The 18,815-nt window shown below is 71.9% G+C and carries 19 protein-coding genes; 13 read left to right on the top strand and 6 right to left on the bottom strand.

Annotation, left to right across the window (positions count from 1 at the left end):
- The first annotated feature begins 35 nt into the window (after positions 1 to 35).
- The 3 genes from ACLJN9_RS23015 to ACLJN9_RS23005 all read left to right on the top strand — a co-directional run bounded on the left by ACLJN9_RS23015 (position 36) and on the right by ACLJN9_RS23005 (position 2,289).
- Positions 36 to 659 carry a TetR/AcrR family transcriptional regulator gene (locus ACLJN9_RS23015; RefSeq protein WP_410813565.1) on the top strand — a complete coding sequence of 208 codons (624 nt, stop codon included), beginning with the start codon at positions 36 to 38 and terminating at the stop codon, positions 657 to 659.
- Positions 660 to 701: 42 nt separating this feature from the next.
- Positions 702 to 1,412: an HAD family hydrolase gene (locus ACLJN9_RS23010; RefSeq protein ID WP_410813564.1), complete on the top strand. Its 711-nt coding sequence runs from the start codon at positions 702 to 704 to the stop codon at positions 1,410 to 1,412.
- Positions 1,413 to 1,503: 91 nt separating this feature from the next.
- Positions 1,504 to 2,289, top strand: a complete 786-nt coding sequence (locus ACLJN9_RS23005) for a L,D-transpeptidase family protein (RefSeq protein WP_410813563.1) — start codon at positions 1,504 to 1,506, stop codon at positions 2,287 to 2,289.
- Between the two features lie 9 nt (positions 2,290 to 2,298).
- Here ACLJN9_RS23005 and ACLJN9_RS23000 read toward each other — a convergent pair whose 3' ends face one another.
- From ACLJN9_RS23000 to ACLJN9_RS22985, 4 genes are all read right to left on the bottom strand, one after another.
- Positions 2,299 to 2,574 (bottom strand): hypothetical protein, encoded by a 276-nt coding sequence (locus ACLJN9_RS23000; RefSeq protein ID WP_410813562.1) that lies wholly within the window; start codon positions 2,572 to 2,574, stop codon positions 2,299 to 2,301.
- Positions 2,575 to 2,621: 47 nt separating this feature from the next.
- On the bottom strand, positions 2,622 to 3,053 hold the full coding sequence (locus ACLJN9_RS22995; protein ID WP_410813561.1) for a hypothetical protein: 432 nt from the start codon (positions 3,051 to 3,053) through the stop codon (positions 2,622 to 2,624).
- A 583-nt stretch (positions 3,054 to 3,636) separates the two neighbouring features.
- Positions 3,637 to 4,332 (bottom strand): hypothetical protein, encoded by a 696-nt coding sequence (locus tag ACLJN9_RS22990; RefSeq protein ID WP_410813560.1) that lies wholly within the window; start codon positions 4,330 to 4,332, stop codon positions 3,637 to 3,639.
- A gap of 2 nt (positions 4,333 to 4,334) precedes the next feature.
- Complete coding sequence (locus ACLJN9_RS22985; RefSeq protein ID WP_410813559.1) at positions 4,335 to 4,712, bottom strand: PadR family transcriptional regulator; 378 nt, start codon at positions 4,710 to 4,712, stop codon at positions 4,335 to 4,337.
- Between the two features lie 201 nt (positions 4,713 to 4,913).
- Here ACLJN9_RS22985 and ACLJN9_RS22980 point away from each other — a divergent pair, with 201 nt between their 5' ends.
- The 5 genes from ACLJN9_RS22980 (at position 4,914) to malQ (ending at position 11,323) form a co-directional block, all read left to right on the top strand.
- Complete coding sequence (locus ACLJN9_RS22980; RefSeq protein WP_410813558.1) at positions 4,914 to 6,203, top strand: ABC transporter substrate-binding protein; 1,290 nt, start codon at positions 4,914 to 4,916, stop codon at positions 6,201 to 6,203.
- Complete coding sequence (locus tag ACLJN9_RS22975; protein WP_410813557.1) at positions 6,200 to 7,165, top strand: carbohydrate ABC transporter permease; 966 nt, start codon at positions 6,200 to 6,202, stop codon at positions 7,163 to 7,165. The genes ACLJN9_RS22980 and ACLJN9_RS22975 overlap by 4 nt, the downstream gene beginning before the upstream one ends.
- A gap of 1 nt (position 7,166) precedes the next feature.
- Complete coding sequence (locus ACLJN9_RS22970; protein WP_410813556.1) at positions 7,167 to 8,009, top strand: carbohydrate ABC transporter permease; 843 nt, start codon at positions 7,167 to 7,169, stop codon at positions 8,007 to 8,009.
- A gap of 9 nt (positions 8,010 to 8,018) precedes the next feature.
- Complete coding sequence (locus tag ACLJN9_RS22965; protein ID WP_410813555.1) at positions 8,019 to 9,227, top strand: ABC transporter ATP-binding protein; 1,209 nt, start codon at positions 8,019 to 8,021, stop codon at positions 9,225 to 9,227.
- A 116-nt stretch (positions 9,228 to 9,343) separates the two neighbouring features.
- Positions 9,344 to 11,323, top strand: a complete 1,980-nt coding sequence (gene malQ, locus ACLJN9_RS22960; protein WP_410813554.1) for a 4-alpha-glucanotransferase — start codon at positions 9,344 to 9,346, stop codon at positions 11,321 to 11,323.
- 9 nt (positions 11,324 to 11,332) lie between these two features.
- Here malQ and ACLJN9_RS22955 read toward each other — a convergent pair whose 3' ends face one another.
- Positions 11,333 to 12,442 carry a winged helix DNA-binding domain-containing protein gene (locus tag ACLJN9_RS22955; protein ID WP_410813553.1) on the bottom strand — a complete coding sequence of 370 codons (1,110 nt, stop codon included), beginning with the start codon at positions 12,440 to 12,442 and terminating at the stop codon, positions 11,333 to 11,335.
- Positions 12,443 to 12,563: 121 nt separating this feature from the next.
- On the opposite strand from ACLJN9_RS22955, the gene ACLJN9_RS22950 reads away from it, so the two are divergent.
- From ACLJN9_RS22950 to wrbA, 4 genes are all read left to right on the top strand, one after another.
- Positions 12,564 to 12,956: a hypothetical protein gene (locus ACLJN9_RS22950; RefSeq protein ID WP_410813552.1), complete on the top strand. Its 393-nt coding sequence runs from the start codon at positions 12,564 to 12,566 to the stop codon at positions 12,954 to 12,956.
- A 56-nt stretch (positions 12,957 to 13,012) separates the two neighbouring features.
- Entirely contained in the window at positions 13,013 to 13,771 is a 759-nt protein-coding gene (locus ACLJN9_RS22945) for a HipA family kinase (protein WP_410813551.1), read from the top strand.
- Complete coding sequence (locus tag ACLJN9_RS22940; protein WP_410813550.1) at positions 13,768 to 14,136, top strand: DUF3037 domain-containing protein; 369 nt, start codon at positions 13,768 to 13,770, stop codon at positions 14,134 to 14,136. The genes ACLJN9_RS22945 and ACLJN9_RS22940 overlap by 4 nt, the downstream gene beginning before the upstream one ends.
- Positions 14,137 to 14,428: 292 nt before the next feature.
- Positions 14,429 to 15,046 (top strand): NAD(P)H:quinone oxidoreductase, encoded by a 618-nt coding sequence (wrbA, locus tag ACLJN9_RS22935; RefSeq protein WP_410813549.1) that lies wholly within the window; start codon positions 14,429 to 14,431, stop codon positions 15,044 to 15,046.
- An 89-nt stretch (positions 15,047 to 15,135) separates the two neighbouring features.
- On the opposite strand, the gene ACLJN9_RS22930 is transcribed toward wrbA, so the two are convergent.
- Positions 15,136 to 17,058, bottom strand: coding sequence for an anthranilate synthase family protein (locus ACLJN9_RS22930; protein ID WP_410813548.1), 1,923 nt, complete (start codon positions 17,056 to 17,058; stop codon positions 15,136 to 15,138).
- A 262-nt stretch (positions 17,059 to 17,320) separates the two neighbouring features.
- Here ACLJN9_RS22930 and ACLJN9_RS22925 point away from each other — a divergent pair, with 262 nt between their 5' ends.
- Entirely contained in the window at positions 17,321 to 18,706 is a 1,386-nt protein-coding gene (locus ACLJN9_RS22925) for an FGGY family carbohydrate kinase (protein WP_410813547.1), read from the top strand.
- Positions 18,707 to 18,815 lie beyond the last annotated feature (109 nt).

Here is an 18,815-nt window from a genome sequence, read left to right as displayed (position 1 = left end):
GCTACGGGCGGTGTCGGCCACTTACGCTCGTGGGCGTGTCCGGACCTGCCGAGGGAGCCACCGAAGAGGACCGACGCGACCTCATCGTCGCGGTCGCCCGGGAGTTGGCCGAGGCCGAGGGCTGGGCGGGGGTGAGCACCCGGCGGCTGGCCGAGCGGGCCGAGGTCGACGTCGGCGACCTCTACCGGCACTTCGCCGACCAGGATGCGCTCCTCGCCGCCGTCGCGGTGTGTGCCTTCGCCGACCTGGCCGCGGATCTGGCCGAGGCGCACGCGGACGCCATCGCAGATCCCGAACGGGCGTGGCCGGCGGTGATAACGGCGTACCTCGACTTCGCGTACACGAATCCGGAGGTCTACGACGCGATGCTCGCGCTGACCCCCGACCTCGCCCTCGGCGTGGACGGGGTGCCGGCCGCGCCCCGGGCCGTCCTCGCCGAGCTGCGGGCGGCCCTGACCCCGCTGGCCGAGGGGCGTGACCCGGACGTCCTGGCCGAGGTGGGCTGGAGCCTGCTGCACGGGGTGGTGATGCTCACCAGGGGCGGTCGGCTGCGCCCCGAGGCGCAGGAGGAACGGGAACGGATGATCGCGGAACGGTTGCTGGGGTGGCCCGGACCGGCGAGCGGAAAGTCGCTGGGTGTGCCGGACGACATGCCCTAAGGTCTCCGCTCGGCGGAGCAGTCGATCACGAGGTGGTGGCGCATGACGGTGGACGCGGCGGCGCGGCGGCAGGCCCAGGTGCTGGTCTTCGACGCGGACGACACCCTCTGGGAGAACAATGTCGTCTTCGAGCGGGTGATCGACGACTTCCTGGCCTGGCTCGACCATCCCACCCTGGACCGGGTAGAGACCCGGGCGATCCTCGACGACATCGAGCGGGCCAACGCCGTGGCGCACGGCTACGGCAGCAAGGTCTTCCTGCGCAGCCTCGCGGAGTGCCTGGAACGGCTGCGTGAGCGACCGGCCAGCGACGCCGAGCGTCGGGAGATCGACCGGCTGGCGGTGGCCCTGGTCGAGCACCGGGTGGAGCTGATGCCCGGGGTCGCCGACGCGCTCGCCGACCTCGCCGGCCGGCACGAGCTGCTACTGCTGACCAAGGGGGATCAGGTGGAGCAGCAGCGCAAGCTGGACGCCTGCGGCCTGCTGCACCACTTCCGCGCCGCGCACATCGTCCCTGAGAAGAACGTCGACACCTATCGGTGGCTGGTGCGGGAGCACGGCTTCGACCCGGCCGCAGCGTGGATGATCGGCAACTCCCCGAAGTCGGACATCCTGCCGGCCCGCGCGGCCGGGCTGAACGCGGTGTTCATTCCGAACGAGAACACCTGGGTGCTCGAGGACGACGAACTCGACCCCACCGACGCGGGCGTTCTGCGACTGGCCCGGTTCCGCGATCTCCTGCGGCACTTCTGAGCGTCCGAGCCGGAACAACGACCCGGCCACGAATCGACCGCCTTCGGCGAGCGGGGAGGACGCGAGCCGCGTCGACTGTCAGGATGGCGGGATGAAGCGCAGATCCCTCCTGCTCGGCACAGCCGTGGGCCTGGCAGCACCGGCCGTGCTCGTCCCTGCGGTGCCCGCGCTCGGCGCGAGCAGGCCGTCGCCAGCCTGGGGCAGGGCTCCGGTTCCGCGATCCACCCGGCCGACGGTGCCGCGCCGCAACCTGGCCGCCCGGCTGACGACCCTGCCGACGCAGACCAACCAGGTGCTGATCGTCGGCGCCACCAGCTACTCCACCACGTACGCCACCCTTGAGGCGTACGTGCGGATCAAGGGTCGCTGGCAGCCCGCCTCGTCGTCGTTGCCCGCCCGGCTCGGCTCCAAGGGCTTCAGCGACAACCACGTGGAAGGCGTGCCGACCACACCCACCGGGGTCTACTCGATCGGCCCGACGATGTACGGCATCGCCGCCAACCCGGGCGTCCGCTACCCGTACCACCGGCTGGTCAGTGGGGACTGGTGGAACGAGAACCCGACGTCCTCGCGGTACAACTCCTTCGAGCACCGCTCGACCAACCCCGGTGGGGCCAGTGAGGCGCTGTGGAAGGAGGTGCCCGCGTACACGCACTTCGCGGTGATCACCTACAACATGGCACCGACCGTGCGGACCCCGGTGCCGAACGCGGGCAGCGGCATCTTCCTGCACCAGTTCAGCACCGGCGGCGGCAACGCCACCGCCGGCTGCGTGTCCCTCGCCAACAATCACCTGGTCGACGTGCTGAGCTGGCTGGACCCGGCGCTGTCGCCGCGCATCGTGCTCAGCCCGTACGCCCAGCTCGGCCGGTACTGACGGCGGCGGTCAGCCGACGTTGCCCCGGACGATCGCCACCGCCACCCGACAGAACTCGTCCATGTCCGGGTTGAACCCGGCCGCGATGTCAGGATGCAACCCGGACCGCGTCTCGTCCAGCAGCCGCTGGCAGACCTGCTCGACCGGCTCCCCGGCGTAGTCGCCGCGGATCCGGTCGATGGCGGCCTGGAGCGCCGAGGTCAGCTGATCCTCCAACGGGCCGCGCAGCTTCTGCTGCACCGGGTCCAGCCCGCGCGGGTCGAGCGTGACATGTGGCTCCGACATCGGTGCTCCCTTCGTCGGCGTCCGCGATACCCCACCGCGGGCGTCGGTCAAACCCCGGTCGGTACGGCGGCGACCCGCACCTGGTACGAGAAGTCCTCCGCCGGCTCCTCCTGGTACGACAGCCGGCGGATCTGCCGGTCATCGTCGTAGAGGGCGACGTCCACCAGGACGCCGAGGTGAGCCAGACCGATGCTGGACACCCGCTTCTTGTCCTGCAGCACCGCGCAGACGCCGCCGAGCAGGGTGCTGGCGTCGGCCGTACGGTGCCCAGGCGGGCAGCGCAGGACCAGGTCCACCTCGATCGGCCCGGGCAACGGCGTCCAGCCGGTGCGCTGGGCCGCGGCCAGGGCGGCCTGGAGCAGGGTGCGGACCCTCGTCGCCTGCCGATGCCCGGCCGCGAAGATGGACAACGCTTCGGTCTTGACCGGTGGCAGGCCGCTCACCTCGAATGTCAGGGCGAGAGCGCGGGTGTCCTGCACGACGGCACCTCCTCGTTGGGGACGATCCTGCCCAACCGGTGGAGCGGCGGTGGGACGTTCCCGCGATTACCAACCGTTCGGGCGGGCGGGGGTCGGCCGGAGGCGTGTCGACGGCGGCGGCGGACGCGCTGGCTGCGGAGCTACGAAAACGCTAGCCGACGCTGCCCGCGCTGGGTAGTCGGTCGTTCACCCACTGGGACGCGGCGCGAAGGCGCAGGAGTCGTTGCCCTCGGGTTCGCCGGCCAAGCGCAGATCCAGGTGTACGCCGGCCCTGCCGACCCGCGTCTCGGACGGTGCCGACCGGGCCGGCGTCCGCGGTCGCGGCCTGGACGGAACCGGCGTGGGGAATCTTGGACAGTTACCGTTATGCCCGGACGGTAACTGTCCAAGATCTCCAGGCGTGGCGAGTGGAGCGGCTCGGACGACCGTCACGCGCAGTACGCGATGCGATGGCCGTGCTGGTCGTCCGCCCGCCTGCGCGAAGGTGGCGAACCAGCTCACCCCACCGGGATCACCCGCCGGCCGAGGTGCGCGGGCGCGTTGTCTCGTGCGCCGGGGTTTGTGGCTGACGCTGGCCACACCGTCAGGCGGGTTTCGTTCTCGTGGCGTCGGTCCGGGGGGTGTCGGAGGCGCCTTGGCCGCTGCGCAGCGACAAGCGACGTGCCAGGACTGTGGCGCCCGCAAGCGCGGCCAGGACCATGGCGATCTCCGAGACCACCACTGCCGGTGCCGTGCTGTAGCCAGTGGACCAGGCGAATGCCATGGTGATCGGCGTGATGACAATGCCGGCCACCGGCATCAGGACACCCATGATCCGGGCCGTCCTCCGGATCTCGGGCAGGTCGCGTAGTCGGATCCGCACCGCGGTGACTGCTCCCGCAACGACCACGGCGGCTGGAATGCCGTAGTAGACGGCGACGGCGAGCTGTATCGGTACGTGGCTCGAGCGAGGGATGTCCATCATGCGGGTGAACGTCTGGTACCCCACCGTCAGGAGTCCGTAGCCGAGTACGCCACCGACGACCGCACCAATCAGTGCGGTGCCGAGAAGACGGTCGTAGTCTCGGCGCACCCGTCGGATGCCGGACTCGTCGGCGAGCCGTCGGGCAAAGCCGGCCACGTCACCGCTGAGCATCTGTACGGGGTCGCCCCCGTCGGCAGCCGCAGCCCGCAGGTCCATGCGCAGATCGGCGGCGAGTGCGGCACGATCGGCCGAACCCACCCCGTACGCGCGCCACGCCTGGTCGGCCTCGGCCAGAACACTGTCGATGGTATCCACGGTCAACTCCTCGTGCGGCTGTGGTCGGGCGGGGTGAGGATGGCGCCAACGGTGTCGGCGAAGCGGATCCACTGTCTCTGCCAGGCATCCAGGTGGACCCGGCCCGACCTGGTCAGCGCGTAGACCTTCCGAGGCGGGCCGGTCGGGCTGACCTGCTGCTCGTCGGCGACGAGGCCGAGTCGGCGCATCCGGGTCAGCAGTGGATAGATGGTGCCGTAGCTGATCGTGCCAAAGCCTGCCGCCTCCATCCGCCGGACCAACTCGTAGCCGTGCGCGGGCTCGCGCGTCAGCAGTGCCAGCAGGCACATGTCCAGCGCACCGCGAAGGAGTTGGGTCTGCCGGTCGTTGTCGTCGATCGGCTGGTTCTCCGCCGCTGTCATGCGACACATATTACCGAGCTAGTTGGTGCCGCGATATACCGAAACGGTAGAAGCCGTGGTTTCGCGGCTTCGACGGTGGGGCAGTGTAGCCGCACAGAGCATCCATGCCGGTATGTTTCTGCAGCTCCCCGGCCTGGAAGAGTCTCGCCGTGCGCCGGGGCACGGGTGCCTTCCCCGGTTTTCGCCGTAGAGAGGGGGAAGGTGATGACGGACCCCGGAACGGCTCCACACCGGCGTCGGTCGGTTGTCCGGGTTGGGGCGGCGGCCGCCGCACTGGCGCTGGTCGCGCCGCTGGCCGCGTGCGGCAGCGACGGTGGCGGTGGCACGCCGACGCTCAACCTGTACTACCCGCCCGAGCAGAACCTGCAGAAGGTCGTCGACGACTGCAACGCCCAGGCCCAGGGGCGCTACGAGATCGCCTACCGGGTGCTGCCCCGACAGGCCGACGACCAACGGGTGCAGATGGTGCGCCGGCTGGCCGCCGAGGACACCGGAATGGACCTGCTCGGCCTGGACGTCACCTGGACCCAGGAGTTCGCCAGCGCCGACTGGGTTCGTGAGTGGACCGGCCAGGACAAGGCCGAGGTCGAGCAGGGCACCCTCGCCGGGCCGCTGGAAACCGCCCGGTACGAGGACAAGCTCTATGCCGCGCCGAAGAACACCAACGTCCAGCTGCTCTGGTACCGCAAGGACCTGGTGCCACAGCCGCCGACGACCTGGGACCAGATGATCACTGCGGCGCAGCAACTCAAGGACCAGGGCAAGCCGTACCAGGTACTCACCATGGGCGCCCAGTACGAGGGTCTGGTCGTCCTCTACAACACCCTCGCGGAGAGCGCCGGCGGGAAGATCCTCAGCGACGACGGCAAGAAGTCCGTCATGGACGCCGGCACGGTTCGCGCGTTGGAGCAGTTGAAGCGCTTCGCCACGTCGGGCGTGACCTCGCCGTCGTTCAGCAACGCCACCGAGGACCCGGTCCGGCTGGAGTTCCAGTCCGGCGGGGGAGCGTTCCAGGTGAACTGGCCGTTCGTCTACCCGGCCCTGCAGGAGGCCAATCCCGAGCTGGCCAAGCAGGTCGGCTGGGCTCGACTGCCAGGCATCGACGACAGCACCCCCAGCAAGGTCACCATCGGCGGCGTGAACCTGGCGGTCAGCTCCTACTCCAGGCACCCGGAGCTGTCCTTCGAGGCGGCCCGGTGCATCCGCAACGCCGAGCATCAGAAGTTCTCCGCCATCAACGACGGCGTTCCGCCCACCATCGAGGCCGCCTACGACGACCCGGAGATGACCGATGCGTACCCGATGAAGGACACCATCCTCGAGGAGTTGAAGGAACCGGCGACCCGCCCGCTGACTCCGGCGTACCAGAGCATCTCCACCGTGATGTCGGCGATCCTGTCGCCGCCGTCGGCGATCCGTCCGCAGAAGACCGCCGACGAGCTGCGTGGCGCCATCGCCGACGCCCTCCAGTCCAAGGGGGTCCTCCCATGACCCGGCCCGCCACCACCGAAGAGACCGCCGGCCGGCACGCCACCGTCCCCACCCAGCGCGGTGGCAGTCGTAGGGCGCCGCTGAGCGAGAACAAGAAGGCCGAACGGAGGCTCGGCTGGCTGCTCTGCGCGCCCGCCGCGCTGGTCATGGTCGCGGTGACCGCGTACCCGATCGTCTACTCGGTCTGGTTGTCGCTGCAACGCTACGACCTGCGCTTTCCCGACCAGCGCGAGTTCATCGGGCTGGAGAACTACGTCACCGTGCTCAGCAACGAGTTCTGGTGGACCGCCTTCGGCGTGACCATGCTGATCACGGTGGTCACCGTGGCCGCCGAGTTGGTGCTCGGTATGGGCCTGGCGATCATCATGCACCGCACGTTGGTGGGCCGGGGCGTCGTGCGGACGGCGGCGCTCATTCCGTACGGGATCGTCACGGTGGTCGCGGCGTTCTCCTGGCGGTACGCCTGGACGCCGGGCACCGGCTACCTGGCCGACCTGTTCAGTGACGGCGCACCGCTCACCGAGCGGGCCAGCTCCCTGGCGATCATCATGCTGGCCGAGATCTGGAAGACCACGCCGTTCATGGCGTTGCTGCTGATGGCCGGGCTGGCGCTGGTCCCGGAGGACCTGCTCAAGGCCGCCTCGACCGACGGCGCGACCGCCTGGCAGAAGTTCACGAAGGTGATGCTGCCGGTGATGAAGCCGGCGATCCTGGTGGCGCTGCTGTTCCGCACACTGGACGCGTTCCGGGTCTTCGACAACATCTTCGTGCTGACCGCGGGGGGCAACGAGACGTCGTCGGTGTCGATGCTCGCCTACAACAACCTGATCCGGGGTCTCAACCTCGGCATCGGCTCGACGATGTCGGTGCTGATCTTCATCACCGTGGCGATCATCGCCTTCGTCTTCGTGAGGCTGTTCGGCACCGCTGCCCCGGGTAGCGACGACTCCGAGAGGCGCTGACATGGCCACCGGTACCGAAACCACCACCCGCGCCAGGCTGCGCTGGGGTCTGCTGGACGTCCTCGTGATCGTCTTCGCGCTCGTCCCGGTGCTGTGGATCGCGTCATTGTCGTTCAAGACGCCGGGCACCCTCACCGACGGGAAGTTCGTCCCCCGCGAGTGGACGCTGGACAACTATCGGACGATCTTCGAGACCGACCAGTTCGTCCGGGCGCTGGTCAACTCCATCGGCATCGCGCTCATCGCCACGCTGGTCGCGGTGGTGCTCGGCGCGATGGCCGCGTACGCGATCAGCCGGCTGGACTTCCCCGGCAAGAAGCTGCTGGTCGGGGTCTCCCTGCTGATCGCGATGTTCCCGCAGGTGTCGCTCGTGTCGCCGCTGTTCGAGATCGAGCGTCAGCTCAAGATCTTCGACACCTGGCCCGGGCTGATCCTGCCGTACATCACCTTCGCGTTGCCGCTGGCGATCTACACGCTGTCGGCGTTCTTCAAGCAGATCCCGTGGGATCTCGAGAAGGCCGCGAAGATGGACGGCGCCACCCAGGGGCAGGCGTTCCGGCGGGTGATCGCGCCACTGGCCGCGCCCGGGTTGTTCACCACGGCGATCCTGGTCTTCATCTTCTGCTGGAACGACTTCCTGTTCGCCATCTCGCTGACCTCCACCGAGCGGTCCCGTACGGTGCCGGCCGCGCTGTCGTTCTTCACCGGTGCGTCGCAGTTCGAGGACCCCACCGGGGCCATCTGTGCCGCCGCCGTGGTGATCACCGTTCCGATCATCCTGTTCGTCCTCTTCTTCCAGCGCCGCATCGTGTCCGGCCTGACCTCCGGCGCAGTCAAGGGATAGGTGATAGTCGTGGCTGACATCGTGCTCGACAAGGTGAGCAAGAGCTTCCCGGACGGCACCGTCGCGGTGCAGGACGTCGACCTGGAGATCGCCGACGGCGAGTTCGTCATCCTGGTCGGCCCCTCGGGCTGCGGGAAGTCCACCACCCTCAACATGATCGCGGGCTTGGAGGACATCAGCTCGGGGGAGCTGCGCATCGGCGGCCAGCGGGTCAACGACAAGGCCCCCCGGGACCGGGACATCGCCATGGTGTTCCAGTCGTACGCGCTGTACCCGAACATGACAGTGCGGGAGAACATGGCGTTCCCGCTGCGGTTGGCGAAGCTGAACAAGGAAACCATCGACCGGAAGGTCGACGAGGCGGCGAAGGTGCTGGAGCTGACCTCGCTGCTGGACCGCAAGCCGGCCAACCTTTCCGGTGGGCAGCGTCAGCGGGTGGCGATGGGCCGGGCGATCGTCCGGCAGCCGAAGGCGTTCCTCATGGACGAGCCGCTGTCCAACCTGGATGCCAAGCTGCGGGTGCAGATGCGCACGGTGGTGTCCCGCCTGCAGAAGCAGCTCGGCACCACCACCGTCTACGTCACGCACGACCAGACCGAGGCGATGACCCTCGGCGACCGTGTCGTGATCATGCGCGGCGGTGCGGTGCAGCAGGTCGGGCCTCCGCAGGAGCTGTACGACCACCCGCGCAACCTCTTCGTGGCCGGCTTCATCGGCTCACCGTCGATGAACTTCCTGCACGCTGCCGTACAGGAGGGCGGGCTACGCACAGCTCTGGGTGACGTGCCGCTCGGCGACCGGGTCCGCCGCGAGCTGGAGGCCGCCGACGCCCCGCGTGAGCTGATTCTCGGCATCCGCCCCGAGCACTTCGAGGACGCCGAGCTGGTGGACGAGGACACCCGCCGCCGGGGCCTGGAGTTCGAGGCGCCGGTGGAGATCGTCGAGTCGATGGGCTCGGACAAGTACGTCTACTTCACCGTCGAGGGCGAGAAGGCCAGCGCCGCCGAGTTGGAGGAGCTGGCCGCCGATGCGGGCGCGGCCGACTTCGGCGGCGCCGGCGGCAACCTGGTCACCCGGCTGTCGGCCGAGTCCCCGGTGGCCGAGGGGCAGTCCCGCCGGGTCTGGTTCAACCTGGAGAAGATCCACCTGTTCGACCCGGCCAACGGGCGCAACCTCACCCTGCACGAGGGCCGGGCGGCCGGCGCGCTCGCCGACTGAGGACGGCGTCCACCGTGACGGGGCCGGCGGGTTCGCCCGCCGGCCCCGTCGTGTCCTGCGCCGGGCGCCCGGCCGTGGCAAGGTGGTCGCAGGTCGCGTCGCGAAGCGGGGTACGCATGAATCGAGGACTGGCCGCGCTGGCCAACGCGCACGGCGTGTCCACCTGGTACGAGGACTGGCGGCACCGTCGCGTCGAGGTCGCGCCCGAGACCGTCGTGGGCGTGCTCGGCCTGCTCGATGTGGACGCCACCAGCCCGGCGGCCATCGCCGACGCGCTCGCCGCCGCCCGCGCGGTCGACCGGGCCGCCCTGCCGGAGACGGTGGTGCTCACCCAGGGCGCCACCCGGGCGCTTCCCGGCCCGGGCCTGGTGGCCCTCGAGGACGGCGGCCGCCGCGCGGTCGACGGCGAGCTGCCGGCGGACCTGCCGCTGGGCTGGCACCGCCTGACCTGCGCCGAGCGGGAGGCGACGCTCGTGGTGGTGCCCCGCCGGCTGCCCGTGCCGCCGCACACCTGGGGCTGGATGCTCCAGCTCTACGCGCTCAGCTCGGAACGCTCCTGGGGAATGGGCGACCTCGGTGACCTCGCCGAGGTCACCGGCTGGGCCGGTGCCACCGGCGCGGGGCTGGTGCTGCTCAACCCGCTGCACGCCGTCGGGCCGGCGCACCCGGTCGCCGCCTCCCCGTACTCGCCAGCCAGCCGGCGCTTCGTCAACCCGCTCTACCTGCGGGTCAGCGACACCGCCGCGTACCGGGTGGCCGACCCGGCGACCCGGGCCGTGGTCGACGCGTTGCGCCCCGACCGCGGTGACCTGATCGACTACGACCAGGTGTGGGCCGCCAAGCGGCACGCCCTGGAGGTGCTGCACCCGTACGCCCAACGGGTCGACCTCGTCGCGGACCCGGCGCTGGCCAGCTTCGCCACCTGGTGCGCGCTCGCGGAGCGGCACGGCAACGACTGGCGTGCCTGGCCGGCGGAGCTGCACCACCCGGACGCCCCGGCGGTCGCCGAGCAGCGCCGCCAGCTCGCCGACCGGGTGGCCTTCCACGCCTGGCTGCAACACCTGTGCGACGAGCAGCTCGACGCCGTCACGGCCGCGGCCCGGGCGGCCGGAATGCCGGTCGGGGTGGTGCACGACCTGGCCGTCGGTATCGACCCGGGTGGTGCGGACGGCTGGCAGCTCGCCGACGTGCTGGCCCAGGGCGTGCGGGTCGGCGCCCCACCGGACGACTTCAACCAGCTCGGCCAGGACTGGGGCCTCGCCGCGTGGCGGCCCGACCGGCTCGCCGCCACCGGCTACGCGGCCTACCGGGACATGCTCCGGCGGACCCTGCGGCACGCCGGCGGCCTGCGGGTCGACCACGTCGCCGGGCTGTGGCGGCTGTGGTGGGTGCCGCCGGGCGCCGGGGCCGCCGAGGGCACCTACGTCCGGTACGACGCCGAGGCGATGCTCGGCATCCTCGCCCTGGAGGCCCAGCGGGCCGGCGCGGTGGTGGTCGGTGAGGACCTCGGCACGGTCCAGCCGGCGGTGACCCGGGGGCTGCGCGGGCGAAACATGCTCGGTTCGACCGTGTTGTGGTTCGCCCGCGACGACGACGGCGACTTCGTCCCCCCGTCGCGGTGGCCGCGCAACGCCCTGGCCACCATCTCCACCCACGACCTACCGACCGCGCCCGGCTTCCTGACCGGCGAACACGTCCGGGTCCGCGACGAGTTGAAGCTGCTCGGCACCGACGTGGCGGTGGAGCGCGCCCGAGCCGTCGCGGACCGGGAACGGCTGCTGGCGATGCTGCGCGCCGCCGGGTTGCTGCCGAGCGACGACGCGCTGGACGACGCCGACGTGGTGGTCGCGATGCACGCCGCGCTCGCGGCCAGCCCGACGCGGCTGCTCGGCGTGTCGCTCTACGACGTGTTGGGCGAGGTACGCCAGCCGAACATGCCAGGCACCGTCGACGAGTATCCGAACTGGCGGCTGCCGCTGCTCGCGACCGTGGCGCAGATCCGCGCGGACCCGCGGGTCGCCCGGATCGTCGACCTGCTCACCGCGGCCCGCCCACGCCCGGCCCACCCACGAGTGCCCCGCGCCGTCGACGGCTGACACCGCCGGTCAGGCCGGCCAGTCGACGCGTGGCGGCAGCCCGAGGAAGTCGGCGTACCGGCCCAGGGCCCGCTCCACCCGGGCGCGTTGGCCGGCGTCCAGTGGTGTGAGCGGCTGGACCGCCACGGTTACCACGGATCGGCTGATCTTGCGCTTCCACACGCCCACCACCCGGCCGGCGCGGACCACTGTCGCCTGGAAGATGCCGTTGTTGCCCGGCACGACGGCGTCGCGGTGAGCGGAGTCGAGCATCAGCGACCGGTCCCGGTAGCCGAGCAGGTACTCGTCGAAGCCGGGCAGCACCAGCACGTCGTCGACCGGGGCGCGCGGTGCGTCGGCCAGCGCGGAGGCGACGTACATCTCCTCGCCCTCGACCCGCACGACCGCCAGCGCGTCGCCGACGGCGGCCAGCCCGCGCCGCGCGTCGGTCAGGGTGAGGCCGGTCCAGCCGGCGAACTCGCGGGCGGTGACCGGCCCGTGCCCGCGAACGTAGCGGTGGGCGAGCTCGACGAGCGCCTCGTCCCGGTCCAGCAGCCGCGGCCCGGGCGCCCACTCGTCGAGTAGCGCGAAGGTCTGCTCGGTGCCGACGTTCGGCGCGACGCAGGTCACCCCGCGCACGCTGGCGTACCAGAGCAGGTGGTAACCCCGCTGCCCGTCGGTGCCCAACCCGGCCGCGCGCAGGGTGGCCAGGCACTCCGCGCGGGTGAGCCGGCCGCCGCCGGCCAACGCGGTGCCGAGGACGTCCACCGCGCGGTCCGCGTCGCTGTCGGTGAACCCGAGCTGCGTCCGCCGGGTCGCCGCGCCGGCCAGCGAGCGTACGCCGGTCAGCTCCAGCATCCAGCGGGCGTCGGCCGGTGGGACGAGGTGCACGGTGCCCCGCATCGGCCAGGTGCGCAGCGCCTCGTGGCGCTCCAACGCCGCCTGCACGTCGACGACGGTCCGCCCGGGCAGCCGGGCGCCCAGCGACCACAGGCCGCTCGCCAGGTCCTGAGCCTGCATCGCGCCGAACCACTCGACGACCTCGGCGACGGTGCCGGGCCGGGTGCTCGGGTGCGTGCGCAGCAGCAGGCTGGTCATCCGCATCGCCAACGCGTCGGCCGCGCTCAGGTCGACAGGCACGGGTCGCCCCTCTCGGTTGCCGGGCCGCCAGCCTAGGACCACCCACCGACGCTTAACGACCGTCGGAGGGGGAAGGCGGCTGACCGAAAGTACGCGCACCGCGCGTACGGGAGGGAGCCTCATGACTGCCGCAAGCGAGCCGGCCCGGGGTGCCAACGCACCGGCCGGATCCCGGACCCACCGGGCGGACAGCAGTGGGAAGACGAGCGCGGCCGCCACCTTCGCTCTGGTGTTCGGCGTGGCCGGTCTGTTCAGCGTGCTGACCGCCATCCTCGCCTGGATCGGGTTGGTGCTGGGCATCATCGGGATCATCGTCGGCATCGTCGGGCTGAGGATGGCCCGCCGACCAGGGGTGACCGGCCGGGGCGTGGCCATCGGCGGCCTGGTGCTGAGCATCCTGGCGGTGCTGATCGGCCTGGGCCTCGCCGCGGGCATCACCACCTTCGTCAACAACGACCGCGCGGTGGACCGCCTTCAGCAGCAGGTCGACGACCTCCGCAAGAAGCTCGACTGACACCGCGGGCCGGCCGAACTCCGGTCGGCTCCGGAGATCACAGTAGGGTGGGCGACGTGCTCCGCCAGGTCACCGCGATCCGCTACGTCACCCCGCTGCGCGAGGGTGGCTCGCTGCCGGGCGTGGTGGAGGCCGACGACCTCGGCACGTACGTGGCGAAGTTCCGCGGCGCCGGGCAGGGACCCAAGGCGCTGATCGCCGAGGTGATCTGCGGTGAGCTCGCGCGCCGGCTGGAGCTGCGGGTCCCCCCACTGGTGGTGCTCGACATCGACCCGGTGATCGGGCGGGCCGAGCCCGACCAGGAGGTGCAGGAGCTACTGCGCAACAGCGGCGGCGCCAATCTGGGAATGGACTTCCTGCCCGGGGCGCTGGGCTTCGACCCGGTCGCACACCCCGTCGACCCGACGCTGGCCTCGCGGGTGCTCTGGTTCGACGCGTACGTGGAGAACGTCGATCGGAGCTGGCGCAACCCGAACCTGCTGGTCTGGCACCGGGAGCTGTGGCTCATCGACCACGGCGCCTGCCTGTACTTCCACCACAACTGGCCGCGGGCCGGCGCCGCCGTGCACCGGGCGTACCGCGCCGACGACCACGTGCTCGCGCCGTACGCCTCCCGGCTGGCCGAGGCCGACGCGGAGCTGGCCCCCCGGGTCACCCCGGCACTGCTCCGCGAGGTGCTGGCGCTGGTGCCGGACGAGTGGCTCACGGCCGCCGACTTCGACTCGGCCGACGCCGGGCGGGAGGCGTATCTCGCCCACCTGTCGGCCCGGGTCGCCCGTACCGCCGACTGGCTGCCGCAGGGGAGCGCGGCATGAGACAGCCCTTCGAGTACGCCCTCATCCGGCTCGTGCCCCGCATCGAGCGGGGCGAGCAAATCAACGTCGGCGTGCTGCTCTACTGCCAGCAACGCGACTTCCTGGCCGCCCGGACGCACCTGGACGCCGACCGGGTTCGCGTTCTGGCACCCGACGTGGACCTGCCGGCCGTGGCCGCGGTGCTCGACTCCTGGGACCGGACCTGCGCCGGCGACGGACCGGCGACAAGGATGCGGCTCGGGGAGCGGTTCCACTGGCTGGTCGCGCCGCGCAGCACGATGATCCAGACCGGGCCGGTGCACACCGGGCTCACCGCCGACCCGGCGGCGGAGCTGGAACGGCTGATGGCGGCGCTGGTCCGCTGAAGCGGCGGTGACCGGCGGGCCGACCCCTGATCGCGCTACGCCAGCGTCGTTGCGGGCGGAGCGCGATCCCCCGTTCAGGTGCCCCGGCGCGGGGCGGCGGAGAACTCCCGTCGGCACCGGTGGCATCAGGATCGCTGTCCGTGCCGGCGCAACGGTCGGAACGCCGCGGAACTTGCGCAAAATTTGAGCCCGCGCCCGGTCCGTCGGCGGGCGGCAGCCAGCGCCGCCCCGCGTTTGACCGCGCGGGCAAGGGGTAGTCGCCGGAGCTGATCCAGACTAGGAGGGGTATCTGATGGCTGCCCAGACCAAGGTAGCGGTGATCTACTACAGCGCCACCGGCACGACGTACCAGTTGGCGCAGGCCGTGTGCGAGGCCGCCGGTGACGCCGGCGCCGAGGTGCGTCTGCGCAAGGTGCACGAGCTCGCGCCGGACGAGGCGATCCGCTCCAACTCCGGTTGGCAGGCGCACCAGCTGGAGACCCAGGACGTGCCGGAGGCGATGATCGACGACCTGGCGTGGGCCGACGTGGCGATCCTCGGTGCGCCCACCCGGTACGGCATCATCGCCGCCCAGCTGAAGCAGTTCATCGACACCACCGGCCCGCTCTGGGCCCAGGGCGCGCTGGCCAACAAGGTCTACTCCGGCTTCACCTCGACGGGTACGGCGCACGGCGGTCACGAGACCACGCTGACGTCGCTCTTCAACGTCTTCTACCACTGGGGTGGCATCGTGGTCGCCCCCGGATACACCGACACCAGCCAGTTCATCGCCGGCAACCCGTACGGCGCGTCACACACCAGCAACAACGGGGAGATCCCTCCGGACGCCGTTGCGTTGGGGGCCGCCGCGCTCACCGCCCGCCGGGCCGTGCAGATCGGCGCCGCGCTGAAGAAGGGCATGGCCGGCTGACCGACGCAGGGGCGACCGGTGGCGCGAACGGGGGCTCTCGGCCCGCCCGCACCACCGGTCCACCCAGCCCTACCCCGGGGCGGGGAGGGCTATGCCCGCCCGCCCGTGGCGGGCACCTCGTCGGGGCGCGGCGCGGGCAGCAGATCGCCCAGTAGCTCGGTCAGCACGGCGATCCCGTCCGGGCTGAGCACCGACTCCGGGTGGAACTGCACCCCCGCGAAGCCGCGCCCACGCAGCGCGTGCACGGCGCCGTCACGAACGTCGCGGGCCACCTCCACCGGGCCGTACGCGGTGTCCAGACGGTCGACCTCGGCCCGGGCGGTGAACGTGGAGTAGAAACCCACCCGACGGGTGCGGCCGAACAACCGCACCTCCCGTTGCAACCCCTGGTAGGGCGCCTCCCGCCGGTGCAGTGGCAGCCCCAACAGCCCGGCCAGCACCTGATGGCCGAGACAGACCGCCAGGGTGGGGCGGCCGCTCGCCAACAGCCCGGCCAGCAGCCCGCGCAACGCCACCATCTTCGGCTCGTCGCCGCTGCCCGGGTCGCCCGGCCCGGGCCCGGCGACCACCAGGTCGTAGTCGTCGACCGGGCCGCTGTCGTGCCATGGCCGCAGCGTGACCGCGAGACCCAACGCGCCCAACTGGTGGGCCAGCATGCCGGTGAACGTGTCCTCGGCGTCCACGATCAGCGCCCGGCGGCCGATCAGCCCGGGCAACCCCGGCGCGTCCGGTGACCGCTGGTCCAGCCAGAACCGCGCCAGCGGCGCGTTGCGCGCGGCCAGCGCCTCGCGTACCGCCGGGTCGTCGGCCAGGCGCGCGACCGGCCGGCCGTCGCCGACGGGCGCCGCCGGGCCGAGACCCAGGGCGGCCAGCACCCCGGCGGCCTTGGCGTGCGTCTCGGCCACCTCGCCGGCCGCCGTCGAGTGCCGCACCAGGGTGGCGCCCACCGGCATCCGCAGCCGGCCGGTGGGGGAGATCTCCACGGTACGGATCAGGATCGGCGCGTCCAGCGTCTGCCGGCCCGCCTCGTCGTGACCGAGCAGGGCCAGCACGCCCGCGTAGTAGCCCCGGCCGCCGCGTTCGTGTCGGGCGATCACCCGACAGGCGTTCTCCATCGGGCTGCCGGTGACCGTGGGGGCGAACATCGTCTCCCGCAGCACCTCGCGGACGTCGCGGGTGCCCCGCCCGGCGAGCAGGTACTCGGTGTGCGCCAGGTGCGACATCTCCTTGAGGTACGGGCCGATCACCTGACCGCCGTGCTCGGCGACGGTGGCCATCATCTTGAGCTCCTCGTCGAGCACCATGTACAGCTCCTCGATCTCCTTCTCCTCGGCGAGGAAGCGCAGCAGCGCCGCACGGTCCGGCGCGCCGCCGCCGTGCCGGAACGTGCCGCTGATCGGGTTCATCATCACCAGTCCGTCGTCGACGCTGACGTGCCGCTCCGGGCTGGCACCGACCATCGTCCGGGCGCCGGTGTGCACCACGAACGTCCAGTACGCCCCGCGCTCGGCGACCAGCAGGCGACGCAGCGCGGCCAGCGCGGCCACCAGCGGCGGGCCCTGCACGGTGGCGTGCAGGGTGCGGTGGAGGACGAAGTTCGCGCCCTCGCCACGGCCGATCTCCTCGGCCAGCACCCGCTGCACGGTCCGCGCGTACTCCTCGTCGGTGACGTCGAACGCGGCGTCGACGGTGCGGACCGGCTCGTCGGGCAGCGCGGCCAGGACGTCGGCCAGGGCGAGGCGCCGATGCTCGCGGACCTGGAGGCACTCCAGCGGTGCGCCGTCGTCGACGCAGGCGAAGCCGCGCTCGCTGATCTGGCGGTACGGCACCAGGGCGAGCGTCCGTGCCCCGGGTGCGCCCGGCGGCAGCGGAATGTCCGTCAGCCGGTCGACGGTGTCGACCGGACCGGTGAACAGCTCCAGTTCGTCGGCGCCCTCGCGGCGCAGCAGCGCGAAGGGGCCGGGGTCGTCGCCGCGTGCGACGGCGGCGATCAGGTCGTTCAGGTGCGTCATCGGGTCTCCGTCGGGCCGGGCGCCGCCAGTGGGGCGGCCATCCGGGCCGGAAGAGCCGGCGGCCGCCTCGGTGGCGGCCGCGTGGTTGGAGCTACGCGCGGGGGGTGGCCGCCAGATTGGCGGGCCACCAGCAGGTCGAGTGCGCGAGCATGCGATCCACCCTACGCGTCCGGCGCACGGCCCGGAACCCGATCAGCGCGTCCCGGTGTGCCCGGCCCGACCGACGTTCCGGCGCGGCCGGCACCGGGTAACTTGACCGGCGATGAACATTCTCGCGCTCGATCTGGGCACCTCCTCGGTCCGCGGGCTGGTGCTGGACGCGGACACCCGACCGCTGCCCGGCGCGCTGGCCCGCCGGAAGATCAGGCTTGCCATCGGCGACGACGGCACCGGCACGCTCTCCGGCCCCGCCTACCTCGCCTGCCTGGTCGACTGCCTCGACGAGCTGGCCGCCGCGGGGCACCTGCACGACATCGACCTGGTCGCGGTCTCCGCGCAGTGGCACTCGGTGCTCCCCCTGGACCGCGACGGCACCCCGCTGGGCCCGGTCCTCACCTGGCTGGACACCCGGCCGACCCCGCTCGGCGGAGCATCCGGTCCGGCCGACCCGGACGACTTCCACCAGCGCACCGGCTGCTGGTGGCACCGCAACTACTGGACCGTGCGACTGCCCTGGTTGCGCGAGCAGTCCGGCACTCCGATCGCCCGGTTCGTCGGCCTGCCCGAGTACGTGCTGGGTGAGCTGCTCGTGGCGGCACCGATGTCAATCTCACAGGCCAGCGGCACCGGCCTGTTGAACCTGGGCAGCCTGGCCTGGGACGACGAGGCGCTGACGCTGGCCGGGGCGGGGCCGCAGGAGCTGCCGCCCCTGGGCGAGCTGGGATGGCACGGTCGGCTGCGGGCCGACCGCGCCCGCCGCTGGCCGCAGCTGGCCGAGGCCCGGTGGTCGCCGCCGGTGGGCGACGGCGGGGCGTCGAACGTCGGCTCGGGCTGCGTGGACCCGAGCCGGGTGGCGGTCACCGTCGGCACGTCCGCGGCCGTACGGCTGATGCAGCGCATCCCGGCCGGCGAACCGCTTCCCCGGCTGCCCGAACGGCTCTGGCGCTACCGGGTCGACCATGACCACGTGGTGACCGGGGCGGCGTACTCCAGCGGGGGCAACCTGTTCGCCTGGGCCGACCGGGAGCTGCGGCTGCCCCGGGGCGCCGAGCTGGACGCGGCGCTGGCGCTCGTGCCGGCGGGCGGTGGTTGGCTGGCGGATCCTCGTTTCGGCGGAGACCGGGCACCCGGGTTGGCCCCGGCGGGCACGGGCGAGCTGCGCGGGCTCAGCTTCGGCACCACGGCGGTGGACATCCTGGCCGGTCTCATGCAGGGGTTGTGCGAGCTGGTCGCCGAGGACCTGGCGGTGGTGGAGTCCACGATCGACAGGTCGGTCGCGGTGGTGCTGGGTGGCGGCGCCGTGGCCGCGTCGGTGTGGTGGCGGCAGGCGTTCGCGACCGCGCTCGCGCCACGGCCGGTGTCGCACCAACGAAACCCGGAGATCGGTGCCACCGGCGCCGCGTTGGTGGCGCTGGGCCGCTTCGGTGACGCCGTCGAGCTCGCCGACATCGGCCGGACGGACGAGCTGGTCTCACCGACCACGACATGAGGTTCCCACCCGCAGTATCCTTCCTGCACTTCCGCCACGATCGGGCCGTTGACAGCGCTCCCGAGCCTGGTTGGATGGACTGCGCTCCCCGGACCGCGGTGGACGAGGC

The sequence above is a fragment of the Micromonospora sp. 067-2 genome (assembly GCF_046549295.1).
Lineage (GTDB): Bacteria > Actinomycetota > Actinomycetes > Mycobacteriales > Micromonosporaceae > Micromonospora.
The sequence above is the reverse complement of the archived record's forward strand: the minus strand, read 5'-3'. Positions and strand labels throughout refer to the sequence as shown.

Bases quoted from the DNA above. Each gene is read 5' to 3' on its own strand.
- wrbA (WP_410813549.1), top strand. From the start codon at position 14,429: ATGGCTGCCCAGACCAAGGTAGCGGTGATCTACTACAGCGCCACCGGC.
- ACLJN9_RS23005 (WP_410813563.1), top strand. From the start codon at position 1,504: ATGAAGCGCAGATCCCTCCTGCTCGGCACAGCCGTGGGCCTGGCAGCA.
- ACLJN9_RS22925 (WP_410813547.1), top strand. From the start codon at position 17,321: ATGAACATTCTCGCGCTCGATCTGGGCACCTCCTCGGTCCGCGGGCTG.
- ACLJN9_RS22970 (WP_410813556.1), top strand. From the start codon at position 7,167: ATGGCCACCGGTACCGAAACCACCACCCGCGCCAGGCTGCGCTGGGGT.
- ACLJN9_RS22975 (WP_410813557.1), top strand. From the start codon at position 6,200: ATGACCCGGCCCGCCACCACCGAAGAGACCGCCGGCCGGCACGCCACC.
- ACLJN9_RS23000 (WP_410813562.1), bottom strand. From the start codon at position 2,574: ATGTCGGAGCCACATGTCACGCTCGACCCGCGCGGGCTGGACCCGGTG.
- ACLJN9_RS22985 (WP_410813559.1), bottom strand. From the start codon at position 4,712: ATGACAGCGGCGGAGAACCAGCCGATCGACGACAACGACCGGCAGACC.
- malQ (WP_410813554.1), top strand. From the start codon at position 9,344: ATGAATCGAGGACTGGCCGCGCTGGCCAACGCGCACGGCGTGTCCACC.
- ACLJN9_RS22940 (WP_410813550.1), top strand. From the start codon at position 13,768: ATGAGACAGCCCTTCGAGTACGCCCTCATCCGGCTCGTGCCCCGCATC.
- ACLJN9_RS22930 (WP_410813548.1), bottom strand. From the start codon at position 17,058: ATGACGCACCTGAACGACCTGATCGCCGCCGTCGCACGCGGCGACGAC.
- ACLJN9_RS22950 (WP_410813552.1), top strand. From the start codon at position 12,564: ATGACTGCCGCAAGCGAGCCGGCCCGGGGTGCCAACGCACCGGCCGGA.
- ACLJN9_RS23010 (WP_410813564.1), top strand. From the start codon at position 702: ATGACGGTGGACGCGGCGGCGCGGCGGCAGGCCCAGGTGCTGGTCTTC.